This window comes from Mogibacterium pumilum (genome assembly GCF_002243385.1).
GTDB lineage: Bacteria > Bacillota > Clostridia > Peptostreptococcales > Anaerovoracaceae > Mogibacterium > Mogibacterium pumilum.
In genome coordinates this window covers 1,274,650-1,287,981 of record NZ_CP016199.1, presented here as the reverse complement: position 1 = coordinate 1,287,981, position 13,332 = coordinate 1,274,650, and the positions used below count along the sequence as shown (strand labels likewise).

The following is a 13,332-nucleotide window of genomic DNA, read 5'->3' as shown; positions in this document are numbered from 1 at the left end:
AGGAGGAGATTATGGCTATTAAAGCCCCAAAAGGAACCAAGGATTTAATGCCGAAGGATTCGTATAAAATGCAATATATCGAAAGAGAGTTTTACGAACTTTGCCGTCGTTACGGTTTTGGAGAAGTAAGGACACCCATGTTTGAAAGTACTGAACTTTTTAGTAGAGGTGTCGGTGAGACTACAGATATAGTTCAAAAGGAAATGTATACATTTGAGGACCTTGGACATCGCAGCATTACTTTAAAGCCAGAAGGGACATCTCCTGCAGTAAGAGCATTTATTGAAAGTCACGATTACGCTGAAATGCAGCCTACTAAATATTATTACGATACACCATGCTTCAGATACGAGAGACCGCAAGCTGGTAGACTTCGTGAATTTCATCAGTTTGGAGTAGAGAACTTTGGAACTCCCGATATGATGGCTGATGCCGAGGTTATTGCTCTTGCATCTGATTTCATCAGAAAAGTTGGAATTGAAGACGTTGAACTACACATTAACAGTGTAGGCTGCCGTGAATGTAGACCAGTTTATAGAAAAGCACTTCAGGATTATCTAAGGCCATATTATGAAGATCTATCTGATATAAGCAAGGAGCGTTTCGAAGCTAACCCAATGCGCATTATAGATAGCAAAGATCATCATGACCAGGAGATTGCTGCAGATGCACCGTATATGCTCGATTATCTATGTAGCGACTGTAAGGCTGCTTTTGAATCGCTCAAAGCTAATCTCGATGCTATGGGTATTAGTTATACAGTTGATCCAAGAATAGTACGTGGACTTGACTACTACACTAAGACAGCATTTGAATTTGTGACAACTAAGATAGGTGCTCAAGGAACTATCTGTGGCGGTGGTAGATATGACCATTTGGTAGAAGAAATAGGCGGACCATCTATTCCTGGAGTAGGATTTGGACTAGGAAAAGAGAGATTACTCCTCCTCATGGGACATAACGATATTATTTTCGATGATCCAAATGTTCCAGACATATCTATCTCATTTATTGGTGATAAAGCCAGACTATATGCTCTTGGACTAGCTCATAATCTTAGAGTAAACGGTATCGCAGTAGCAATCGATACACTAAACAGAAATCTTAAAGGACAGATGAAATACGCTAATAAACTTGCTGCTAGATATTCTGTGGTTATTGGAGATGACGAGATAGAGAGGGGTGTTGTCACTCTTAAGGATATGAAGAGTGGAGAGCAAAAAGAAATTAATGCCAGTGATTTAACTAAGGAGATTGAAAAATAAGATGTCTACATTACTGAAAAGAACACACATGTGCGGAGAGCTAAGACTAGAAGATGTGGATAAGAATGTTGTCCTAAACGGCTGGGTTGCTAAGGCAAGAAGCCTTGGTGGTCTTGTGTTTGTCGACATCAGAGATAAATCCGGAATTACACAGATTACTTTTAATGAAGATATACCTGAGGAGCTTCTTGAGAAGGCGAAGTCTCTTAGGTCAGAATATGTAATAGGGGTTACCGGTGTTGTAAAAGAAAGATCTTCAAAGAACTACAATATCCCAACCGGAGCAATTGAGGTATTTGCAAATGATCTTGTGATATATTCAGAGGCAGATACTCCTCCAATTTATATTAAGGATGACGATAATGTTGATGAAAATCTTCGTCTTAAGTATCGCTATCTTGATCTTCGCAAGAACAAGATGCAGCGAAATATTACGTTCCGTCATAAGCTCACTAAGCTTGTACGCGATTATTTCGATGAAAACGAGTTCACCGAAGTAGAGACACCTATGCTCATTAAGCCAACACCGGAAGGCGCTCGAGACTATCTAGTTCCAAGTAGGGTTAATCAGGGTTTTTTCTATGCACTACCTCAGTCACCTCAGATGTTTAAACAGCTGCTCATGGTTTCTGGTACGGATAGGTATTTTCAGATTGTAAAATGCTTCAGAGATGAGGATCTTCGTGCTGATAGACAGCCCGAGTTCACTCAGATAGACCTTGAGATGTCATTTGCTGATTCTGATGATGTTATAAACATGCAGGAGGGTCTTCTAAAGCGCGTTATGAAGGAGCTTAAAGGAATCGATATAAAAACTCCGTTCCCAAGACTTACTTACAAAGAAGCTATGGAGCGCTACGGTTCCGACAAACCTGATACAAGATTCGATATTGAGCTTAACAAACTAAATGATATTTTTGCAGAAAGCGAATTTAAAGTATTCCAGGATGCACTTGCAGAAGGTGGTGATATTCGAGGAATCTCAGTTCCTGGTGGTGCTGCCGAGTTCTCTCGTAAGAAGATTGATAAACTTACAGAAGAAGCTAAGCATTACGGCGTTAAGGGATTGCTATGGATTAAAGTTGAAGAAAGTGGATTTGCTTCTTCAGCGAACAAGTTCCTTACAGATGATGAGCTGACTAAGGTTGCTGAACGATGTGGTTCAAAGGTAGGAGATATTATCTTTATAGTTTCTGCCCAGCCGAAGGTTGTATTCGACACGCTCGGATGGCTCAGAAGAAAGATTGCAGGCATCTTGGGACTTCTCGACGACAACAAGTTTAACTTCCTGTGGGTTGTTGATTTTCCAATGTTTGAACAGGATGACGAGGGCAATCTCAAGGCGATGCATCATCCATTTACACAGCCTAAACTCGATGAGTTAGATAAGCTCGATGGTGATATTCTATCACTAAATGCAGATGCTTATGACATCGTACTTAACGGAGTTGAGCTTGGTGGTGGATCTATCAGAATTCACGACAGAGAGCTTCAGGATAGAATGTTCCAAGTTCTTGGCCTCGGTGAGGAAGAAAGAATGGAAAAATTCGGATTCTTTATTGAAGCATTTAAATACGGTGCTCCACCTCATGCTGGACTTGCTTATGGATTAGACAGAATGGTAATGCTGTTACTCGGTGAAAACAGCATAAGAGAAGTTATTGCATTCCCTAAGAATGCTAATGCTGAATGCCCAGTATCAGAAGCACCAGGTAGAGCAGATAAAGTTCAGCTTGATGAATTAGGTTTAAAAGTTACTGCTGAGCTTGAATAAGATTAATAAATCAGTATTGGCATGTGATTATTTCACGTGTTGATATCTTTAACATTTATAGGAACTACTATATGAAAAAGATAGCGATTTTTGGCGGTACATTCGATCCAATTCATCTCGCACATATTAAATTAGCCGAAACAGCCCTTGAAGAGCTCAGGCTAGAGAAGCTAGTTTTTATGCCAAATACAATCTCGCCATTTAAGCTAAATGCTAAGATATCTTTAGCCGAGCATCGATGCAAGATGATTGAACTTTCAATACAGCACAATCCAAGACTTGAGATGACTAGATATGAAATTGATAAGCATGGAATATCATATACTTATGATGCACTGAAAGAACTTTCGTCTATATATGATGCACATCTATATTTCGTGCTGGGCTATGATTCTGTCGTAACAATTGATACGTGGTATAAGGGTACAGATATATTAAAAGAGTTTTCACTCATAACGGCTGTAAGACCTGGAACTGACAATCAGTTAGGAGAGCAGAAAATCTCTGAATACCGCACAGCTTATGGTGCTGATATTCACTTGCTGCATATGCCACCTTTCGACTGTTCATCATCTCGTATACGAGAGCTTTGTAAAAAAGGACAATCATTAGCTGGTCTAGTCGCAGATAGTGTAGAGGAATATATTATTAGTAATGGATTATACAAAGACTAGGGAGCTTGATGCATATCTAAAACGCGCATTAAAGCCACGTAGATACATACACTCACTTGGTGTTGTAGAAATGGCAGGTGAGTTAGCAACAATACATGGTGCCAACGCTCAAAAAGCAAGGTTTGCTGGACTTGTACATGATATTGCAAAGTGTTATACATGCGAGACTATGAACCGTTTGATAAGAATGTATGGCGTTGATTTAAAGTTCATTAACACGCCTGAACTGGCTCATTCAAAAGTCGGTGCCGCGATGCTGCAAAAGGATTTTGGAATTAACGATACAGAAATTCTTATGGCAGTTTCATCTCATACAGCAGGAAGATATGGAATGAGTCTACTGGAAGAGATAGTATATGTAGCTGATGCGATTGAGATTAATAGAACTTACGCCGAAGCACCAGAGCTACGAGAACTAGCTAAACGAGATTTAGACAAGGCATGCCTTGAGATTATCGATTACAGCATCGAGCTACTCGGTAAGAGAGGTGTTCCAGTTGACAACGATACATACGAAGCTAAGCGCTTCATTCTTGATAAAATTACCGAAAGGAAGGGTACATTATGACAATGCAGAACAACGCAATTGAAATAGCTAGAGTTCTATCAGAGAAGAAAGCTCGTGATATTACGGTTATTAACATTGCTGAAAAGTCTTCTTTTGCAGACTTTTTTATCAACGCTACTGCTGGTTCAGAGAGACAGCTCAACGCGCTTCTTGACTTTGCTTCAGTAAAAGCTGCGGAGCTAGGCCTAGAACAGAAGAATGTCGAAGGAATTCAAGGATCAGGCTGGATTCTTGCAGACTATGGAGATATCATTATCAATCTGTTTACAGCAGAAACTAGAGACAAATACACCCTAGATAAAATCTGGAGTGATTGCGAAATAGTATTCATTGAAGAGTAAAGGAATGGGTAAAAGCATGAATGAAAAATACAATTTTGGAGAAATTGAATCTAAGTGGCAAAAGGTTTGGGCAGATGAAGATGCATTTAGAACACTTGATGATGAGACTAAAGAAAAGTACTACACATTAGAGATGTTCCCTTATCCGTCTGGAAAATTGCATATGGGACATGTGCGTAACTATTCCATCGGTGATGCCATTGCAAGATTCAAGAAGATGAAGGGTTTTAACGTTCTTCATCCTATGGGTTGGGATTCATTTGGACTTCCAGCTGAAAATGCTGCCATTAAGAACGGCATACATCCTGCAATTTGGACAGATAGCAACATTGCTGAGATGCGCAAACAGCTTTCAGTTCTAGGCTTCAGCTATGACTGGGATAGAGAAGTTGCTACTTGTAAGGAAGATTACTATCGCTGGATGCAGTGGTTATTTATTCAGTTCCATAAGAAGGGACTTGCTTATAAAAAGGAAAACCCTGTAAATTGGTGTCCTTCGTGCCAGACGGTACTCGCTAATGAGCAGGTAGTAGAAGGTGCTTGTGAGCGTTGCCACACTCCAGTAACTAAGAAATATCTATCGCAGTGGTATCTAAAGATTACGGACTATGCTGATACACTTTTAGAAGACCTTGACACACTTGATGGTTGGCCAAATAAAGTTAAACTGATGCAGAAGAACTGGATTGGCAAATCAACTGGTGCAGAAATCAGATTTGATATCGACGGAACCGATAAGTCGCTAGAGGTATATACGACAAGATGCGATACTGTTTATGGTGTTACATTCATGGTCATGGCTCCTGAGCATCCTTATGTAGCAGAGTTAACCAAAGATACTGAATATGAAGAAACAACTAATGAATACGTTGCTGAATGTGCTCATAAGAGTGAGATTGAGAGAATTTCGCTAACTAAGGAGAAGACTGGTGTTTTCATCGGTCACTACTGTGTGAATCCGTTTAATGGAAAGAAAATTCCAATCTATATTTCTGATTATGTAATGATGGATTATGGAACTGGTGCTGTAATGGCTGTTCCTGCTCATGATCAGAGGGACTTTGAGTTTGCAAAGAAATTTGGTCTAGACATCATTCCTGTAGTAGATGTTGGAGATCCTGAAATCGATTTAAATAATCTTAAGGAAGCTGCTCCAGCAGAAGGCAAGCTCATCAATTCTGAAGAATTTAGTGGACTAGATAATCTAAAGTCAATTCCTAAGGTTATTGAGTATGTTGAAGAAAAGGGTATAGGCAAGAAATCAGTAAACTACAAGCTTAGAGATTGGCTAATTTCGAGACAGAGATATTGGGGCTGCCCAATTCCTATGATTTACTGCAAAGAGTGCGGTTGGGTTCCTGAAAAAGAAGAGAATCTTCCAGTTAAACTTCCAACGGATATTGAATTTACAGGAAAAGGAGAATCTCCGATTGCCACAAGTTACACATTTATAGAAACAACTTGTCCATGCTGCGGAAAGCCTGCAAGAAGAGAAATCGATACAATGGATACTTTTGTAGACTCTTCATGGTACTTCCTCAGATACTGTGATCCACACAACGAAGATATGCCTTTTGAAAAGAAGAAGGTTGATTACTGGATGAACGTTGACCAGTATATCGGTGGAGTTGAACACGCAATTCTTCATCTTCTCTATTCAAGATTCTTCCAAAAGGTGCTAGCCGATCTAGGATATGTATCGGCTAGAGAGCCATTCAAGAACCTTCTAACACAGGGTATGGTTATTAAGGATGGTGCTAAGATGAGTAAGTCCATTGGTAATGTTGTAAGTCCTGAAGAGATTCAGAAGAAGTACGGTGCAGATACGGCTAGACTATTTATCTTGTTTGCAGCTCCACCTGAGAAAGAACTGGATTGGTCAGATGCAGGTGTAGAGGGAAGCTATAGATTTCTTAACAGAGTATATAGACTAGTTTACGACTATGTAACTGACATCAGAGATGTTGAAGCTGTAAGGGGAGATATAGTCGCTTCTAGTTCGGAGGATAAGGCACTTAATTATCAGCTAAACAAGACTATCAAGAAGGTTTCTGATGATGTAGGTGGCAGATTTAGCTTCAATACTGCTATCAGTTCAGTTATGGAACTTGTAAATGAAATATACAAGTATAAGCAGATTAAGAACGTTAATATGCCGCTTATTGACAGAGCTATCAAGAGTACGGTTTTGATTTTAAGTCCATTTACACCGCATATCTGTGAAGAATTGTGGTCAAATCTCGGCGAGGAATCCCGTGTTTATAAGGCACTATGGCCAGAATATGATGCATCTGCTCTAGTACTCGACGAAGTTGAGATTATAGTGCAGGTAAATGGTAAACTCAAAGATAAGCTAACTATGTCAAAAGACACATCAAAGGATGAACTTGAAAAAGCAGCAAGAAGCAGCGAAAAGGTTCAGGAGACAGTAGGAGATAAAAATATCGTAAAAGCTATTGTAATTCCTGGCAAGCTTGTCAATTTTGTTGTTAAGTAGGCTCTGGGGATAAATATGAGAATGGAAAACAGAAACAATAAGAAGTTCCAGAGGTCGGATAATTCAAATTCATCTGAAACAAGAAAAAAATTTATTGATAATCGTGGCGTTGAAAAATCGCCACGTAACAACAATTTTAGAGTAAGTGACAATTCTCGTTCCAGAGCAAAAGGGATAAATTCTCGCATAAGCCGAGACGCAAAGAATTATTCTACAAGTAGGTCTGAGAATAGCAGTAAGAATAAGAACAATACCAAGAATAGTAATAGCACTAGCAAAAATATTAATAGTAAGAATTCTTACAATAGAAATTTAAATAAGAATACAGCTAAGCAGAGTATTAACCAGAAACAAAATATTAAAATGAGCACTAAAAATGCTTACAAAAAGAATAAATCTGGTATTAATCAGAAGAACAATAACCAGCAGAGAAGACCTAAGGCTCCACTTGAAACAATGCGCGTTATGCCACTTGGTGGTCTAAAGGAAATCGGCAAGAATATAACTCTTGTGGAGTATAAAGACGATATCTTGATCATCGATTGCGGATTTTCTTTCCCTGAGGATGAGATGTTCGGTATAGATGTAGTAATCCCTGATTTCACCTATCTCAAAGAGAACATGGAGAAGATTAAGGGGCTCATCATCACACACGGACACGAAGACCATATTGGAGGAGTACCATTCCTACTAAAGGAGATTAGTACTCCAGTATACGCTCCACCACTTGCTATGGGGCTTATACGTAATAAGTTAAAAGAACACGGATTATCGATGAAAGAGCATGTGATAGAAGCTGGTGAGACTTTCAACGTTGGTGTATTTAAGATAGAGGCGATTCATACAAACCACAGCATTGCTGATGCTATGGCTTACTCTATAAAATGTCCTGGTGGTCACCTCGTTCATACTGGTGATTTTAAAGTGGATTTCTCGCCTTTAGATGGGAAAAGAATTGATCTTGCGAAGTTTGCACAGCTAGGACAAGAGGGAGTAGACGTTCTTCTATGCGACAGTACGAATGTTCTTCGACCAGGATACACTCCATCTGAAAAAGTCGTTGTAGATTCAATGAACGAGATTTTTTCGAAGACAGACAAGCGTCTAATTATTGCAACGTTTTCGTCTAATATCTATAGAATAAAATATTTTATGGAAGCTTCTATAAAGCACAGACGTAAAATTGCAATTTCAGGACGTTCAATGGAAAACGTATCAACACTTGCTAGAGAGCTCGGATATCTTGATGTTCCGGAATCCGCTTTCGTTGATATCCGAAAGATTGGAAACATACCCGATGCTAATATAACAATTATTACTACTGGTAGTCAGGGTGAACCAATGTCTGCACTGACACGAATGGCCAATGACTCGCACAGGACAGTTAAACTTAAGTCTGGAGATACCGTTGTTTTCTCATCGTCGCCAATACCTGGTAATGCAAAGGCTGTAACGAACATAGTTAACAAGCTTTACGAGAAAAAAGTTAACGTCTTCTTGTCAGATTTTGTTGATATCCATGTATCTGGACACGCATGTAAAGAAGAACTGAAGTTGATTCATTCACTCGTTAGACCGAGATTCTTTATTCCAGCCCACGGTGAATACCGTCACCTAAGGGAGCATGCTGAACTAGCCGAATCTATGGGTATGGATAGAGGTAACATCTTTGTAATGAATAATGGTGATGCTCTTCGCATTACTGGTAAGCAAGCTAAGGTAGAACCGGAACAGGCTTCAGCAGAAGATATACTCGTTGATGGTTACGGTATAGGAGACGTTGGTAATGTCGTACTCCGTGATAGAAAGCAGCTCTCTGAATCAGGACTAATTGTTATAGCTGTTTCGATTGATAGTAATTCAGGACTACTGGCAGCTAGACCTGAGCTAATAACACGTGGCTTTATCTATGTAAAAGAGAATATACCTCTTATAAACGAAGCTACTGAAGTTGTATACGAGTCAATCGATAAATGGAATAACATAGGTTCAAAGGATATTAACGCTTTAAAGAATATTATCAAGGATGATATGAGGGGCTTCATTTACAAGAAAACACGCAGAAGTCCAGTAATTCTACCGGTGATAATGGATATTTAATGAACGCTTTGGTTTCAGGAGGTGTTTAATATGAATGTATATTCAAGTGCCCATGAACTCGCATCTGCAATTAAGGCAAGTAATGAGTTTATGGATTACGATAAGCTTCGTAAGGAGATAGAGCAGGATCCGACTCTTAATCAGATGATTAGCGATATGCAGAAGCGTCAAATCGAGATTCAGGCTAAGCAATTAAGCGGTGAAGAAGTTGGGCAGGAGGCAATGGCACAGATGCAATCGATGTATGCTATGATTTCATCAAATCCTAAAGCTGCAGAGTATATGCAAGCAGAGGCAAGATTTGCTATAATGATGAAGGACGTATACGAAATCCTATCAGATGTTGTAAAACTTAATATTTAAAGTGAACATTTGATATAATACATATAGTATACGTTGTAAAAAGAAAAAAATTTAATTTATAATATCACAGAAAGAGAGATTAAGTATGATTAGTGCAGGAGATTTCAGAAAAGGCGTAACTTTCGAGATGAACGGAGAGCCACATGTAGTACTCGACTTCCAGCATGTAAAGCCTGGAAAGGGTGCTGCTTTCGTTAGAACTAAGTACAGAAACATTCTTACTGGTGCTACAAGAGAAGAGGCATTTAACCCTAACGATAAATTCCCTAAGGCACATATCGAAACAAAGACTATGCAGTATCTCTACAATGATGGAGAGTTATACTACTTCATGGATCAGGAGACTTTCGATCAGGTTCCTCTAAGCGCAGACCTTGTAGAAGATGCGGTTAAGTTCATTAGAGAGAACGATACAGCAACTATTAAGTTCTATCAGGGAAATGCTTTTGCTGTTGAAGCTCCAAACTTCGTTGACCTTAAGGTAATCGAGACAGAGCCAGGAGTAAAAGGCGACACAGCCACTAATGTTACTAAGGCAGCTACTGTTGAGACGGGTGCTGTAATTCAGGTTCCTATCTTCATCGAAGAGGGCGAGATGATTCAGATTGATACTAGAGAAGGTGGAGAGTACCTCGGAAGATCCAAGTAGTCTGAAATATACTATATTGATTATTTAATAAACTGTGTTTAAGGATTGTTAGCTGATATTAATTTTTTATTTATATTGGCTAACAATATTCCTGGTTGTGGGAGGTAATATGAAGAAGTCAGTAAAGAAGGTTATAGCCATTCTTATCGCTATACTGTTAATCCTGATTGCGCTGAGCGCCTCGCTTCTTATAATTAACAAGCCAAAGGACAGAACTGATAATACCTTTGTCGTTGTTAAGATTAAAGAAGGTTCATCTACCGATGATATCGCGAAGGAGCTTCACAAGAAGGGGGTAATCAGCAGTATATCTAAGTATAAGCTCGTATCTAAGATTTGGAGATATGATGGCAAATACAAGGCTGGTAGCTTTTCAGTATCTCCTAGCATGAGATCTAGTGATATAGCACAGACAATTGTAAAAGGTGTTTCGAGTACAAAAAACTTTACTATTCCTGAAGGTTATACGCTCGAACAGACTGCTGAAAAGCTGGGTAAAGAGGGTATAGTTGACAAAGATAAGTTCCTTGACGTTGCACGACATGGAGACTTTAGCAAATTCTCATTCCTAAAAGGATCTCAGTCGGGAGACAATCATCTTGAGGGATATCTTTTCCCGGATACTTATGCTGTTGATCTTGATGCTGATGAAACTCAGATTATCACTACTATGCTAAATCAGTATGATAAGGTGTTTACAAAGAAGTACAGAAAACGTGCTAAAGAACTTAACCTAACTGAAAATGAAATCGTTATCATAGCATCACTCATCGAGAGAGAATCTCAATACGACGGAGATAGGGCTAAGATTGCAAGCGTTATTTACAACAGAATTAAGGCAAATATGCCTCTACAGATTGACGCTACAATCCAATATGCACTCGGTAAACCAAAGGAGAATCTATCTATCGCAGATACAAAGATCGATTCTCCATATAATACATATACCAACCAGGGCCTGCCTCCAGGACCAATCTGTTCACCTGGAAAGGCGTCCATCAAGGCTGCTCTTTATCCAGAGGATACAGATTACCTGTATTACGTTGTAAGTGAGAAGCTAGACGGCACTCACAATTTTAGTAAGGACTACGACAAATTCTTAAAAGATAAAGAGGCTTATTCTAAGGCTTTAACGGAGAAGAATAAATAATGAGTATTACTGACGAAAAAATCGTTGAACTTATAGACTCGTTCCATTCTCCGGTTTCATATAAGTTAGGGAAATTAAGAGAGTTTTGCGAGAAAGATAGCGTGCCGCTAATCCTTCGTGAAACAGAGAGCTATCTGAATACATTCTTAAAGATTACTAAGCCGACTAATATCCTTGAGATAGGAACGGCTTACGGTTATTCTGCGTGTTATTTTGCAACTGTATGTGATGGATCTCATATCACCACGATAGAGAGATCACCTCACATGTTTGAACATGCGGTTCCAAATATTAAGTTGATGGGCCTTGAAGACCATATTGATATTAAATTTGGAGATGCAAATGATATACTCGATCATTTGATAAAAGATGATTCATCGGAATCTCGTTTTGACCTTATTTTTATAGATGCTTCAAAGAGTCACTATCGCGAATTTTTTGATAGAGCAGAAATGCTTGCAAGACCAGGTGCCTCGATAATCTGTGACAATATGCTTATTCATGGATATCTAACTGGCTCGACAGTTGATCCAAGGCGCAGACATCGGACAAGTGTCAAGAGAATGAAAGAGTTTTTAGAGTATTTAAAGGGTAGAAAGGACTTGACCATTTCGCTTCTTAGCTGTGGTGATGGTCTTGCTGTTATAAAACTAAATGACTAAAAAGAAAATTGAGTTACTCGCTCCTGCTGGAGATATGGAAAAGTTGAAAACAGCCATTATTTACGGTGCTGATGCAGTTTACTTCGGAGGTGAACTTTTCAGCCTTCGTGCTGGGGCAGGAAATTTATCAATAGATGAAATTAGAGAGGCCATGGACTTTATCCATGAGCATGATGCAAAGGGATATATGACTATAAATATATACCCACATAATGACGATATTCCGCCTCTTAAAGCTTATCTTGAAAAAATTAAGGACATTCCCATTGACGCATTTATCGTGTCGGATCCAGGGGTTATGACTATCGTAAAAGGCATCATTCCATATGCCGAAATACACATTAGTACACAGGCAAACACAACAAACTACATGACAGCTGCATTCTGGGTTCAGCAGATGGGAGCTACCAGAATCGTTGCTGCGAGAGAGATGAGTCTCAAAGAACTTAGGGAGATGAAGAAAGTTCTTCCACCTAATACGGAAATTGAAGCATTCGTTCACGGTGCTATGTGCATGTCATATTCAGGAAGATGCCTGCTAAGCAACTTCATGGTTGGAAGAGATGCCAATAGAGGATCTTGCACTCATCCATGCCGCTGGAAGTATTCTCTAGTCGAAGAAAAGAGACCTGGGGAGTATTACCCGATTGAAGAAGATGAGCGTGGAAGCTATATAATGAACTCACGTGATCTCTGTATGCTCGATAAGCTACCAGACTTAATTGATGCTGGGATATATTCACTCAAGATTGAGGGCCGGATGAAAAGTCCTTTCTATGTGGCAACCGTTGTTTCTGCATACAGAGCTGCACTTGACTCATATCTTGATAATCCGGATACCTATGAGTTCCAGGAAAAGTGGTTTACTGAGCTATGTAAAGCTAGTCATAGAGAATTCTATCATGGATTCTACTATTCTAAACCTGATAGCAGTGGGCAGAATTACTCGAGTAGTGATTACACTAGGGAATATTCATTTATCGGTGTTGTAAGAGGATTCGAGTCTGATACTGGGCTAACTGTCGTTGAACAGCGTAATAAGTTCAGTGTTGGAGAAGATATCGAGGTATTTGGACCACGCACAGAGTATGCTGATGAGATCGTTAGGGAGATGTATGACGAGGATAATAATCCAATTGAGTTGGCACCTCATCCACAGCAGGTTATAAAGGTTAAACTTAGCAAAACTTATCCTGAGAATTTCATTCTAAGAAAGAAAAAGTAGACTTTATTTTAAAGAAAAGTTATTTCATCAATTTATTAAATTACTGAAATCAATTGCAAGGAGA

The 13,332-nt window shown here is 39.2% G+C and carries 12 protein-coding genes; all 12 read left to right on the top strand.

The window, feature by feature from the left end; all coding sequences use genetic code 11:
• The first annotated feature begins 11 nt into the window (after positions 1–11).
• The 12 genes from hisS to AXF17_RS06100 all read left to right on the top strand — a co-directional run bounded on the left by hisS (position 12) and on the right by AXF17_RS06100 (position 13,268).
• Complete coding sequence (gene hisS, locus AXF17_RS06155) at positions 12–1,265, top strand: histidine--tRNA ligase (protein WP_094234267.1); 1,254 nt, start codon at positions 12–14, stop codon at positions 1,263–1,265.
• 1 nt (position 1,266) lies between these two features.
• The gene (gene aspS / locus AXF17_RS06150) at positions 1,267–3,039 is read left to right on the top strand and encodes an aspartate--tRNA ligase (protein WP_094234266.1); all 1,773 of its coding nucleotides are present in this window, start codon (positions 1,267–1,269) and stop codon (positions 3,037–3,039) included.
• Between the two features lie 71 nt (positions 3,040–3,110).
• Positions 3,111–3,713, top strand: a complete 603-nt coding sequence (nadD, locus tag AXF17_RS06145; protein ID WP_094234265.1) for a nicotinate (nicotinamide) nucleotide adenylyltransferase — start codon at positions 3,111–3,113, stop codon at positions 3,711–3,713.
• Complete coding sequence (gene yqeK, locus AXF17_RS06140) at positions 3,694–4,281, top strand: bis(5'-nucleosyl)-tetraphosphatase (symmetrical) YqeK (protein WP_094234264.1); 588 nt, start codon at positions 3,694–3,696, stop codon at positions 4,279–4,281. The genes nadD and yqeK overlap by 20 nt, the downstream gene beginning before the upstream one ends.
• Complete coding sequence (gene rsfS / locus AXF17_RS06135; protein ID WP_094234263.1) at positions 4,278–4,622, top strand: ribosome silencing factor; 345 nt, start codon at positions 4,278–4,280, stop codon at positions 4,620–4,622. Before yqeK ends, rsfS begins: the two co-directional genes overlap by 4 nt.
• Before the next feature lie 4 nt (positions 4,623–4,626).
• A complete protein-coding gene (gene leuS, locus AXF17_RS06130) occupies positions 4,627–7,119 on the top strand; it encodes a leucine--tRNA ligase (protein WP_330398472.1) in 2,493 nt (830 codons plus the stop codon).
• Between the two features lie 21 nt (positions 7,120–7,140).
• Complete coding sequence (locus AXF17_RS06125; protein WP_237049020.1) at positions 7,141–9,219, top strand: ribonuclease J; 2,079 nt, start codon at positions 7,141–7,143, stop codon at positions 9,217–9,219.
• Positions 9,220–9,249: 30 nt separating this feature from the next.
• Positions 9,250–9,582, top strand: coding sequence for a YlbF family regulator (locus tag AXF17_RS06120; RefSeq protein ID WP_094234262.1), 333 nt, complete (start codon positions 9,250–9,252; stop codon positions 9,580–9,582).
• Between the two features lie 85 nt (positions 9,583–9,667).
• Positions 9,668–10,231: an elongation factor P gene (gene efp / locus AXF17_RS06115; RefSeq protein WP_094234261.1), complete on the top strand. Its 564-nt coding sequence runs from the start codon at positions 9,668–9,670 to the stop codon at positions 10,229–10,231.
• Between the two features lie 109 nt (positions 10,232–10,340).
• On the top strand, positions 10,341–11,381 hold the full coding sequence (gene mltG, locus AXF17_RS06110) for an endolytic transglycosylase MltG (RefSeq protein WP_094234260.1): 1,041 nt from the start codon (positions 10,341–10,343) through the stop codon (positions 11,379–11,381).
• The gene (locus tag AXF17_RS06105; protein ID WP_094234259.1) at positions 11,381–12,043 is read left to right on the top strand and encodes an O-methyltransferase; all 663 of its coding nucleotides are present in this window, start codon (positions 11,381–11,383) and stop codon (positions 12,041–12,043) included. The genes mltG and AXF17_RS06105 overlap by 1 nt, the downstream gene beginning before the upstream one ends.
• Entirely contained in the window at positions 12,036–13,268 is a 1,233-nt protein-coding gene (locus tag AXF17_RS06100; RefSeq protein ID WP_094234258.1) for a peptidase U32 family protein, read from the top strand. Before AXF17_RS06105 ends, AXF17_RS06100 begins: the two co-directional genes overlap by 8 nt.
• The last annotated feature ends 64 nt before the right edge of the window (positions 13,269–13,332 follow it).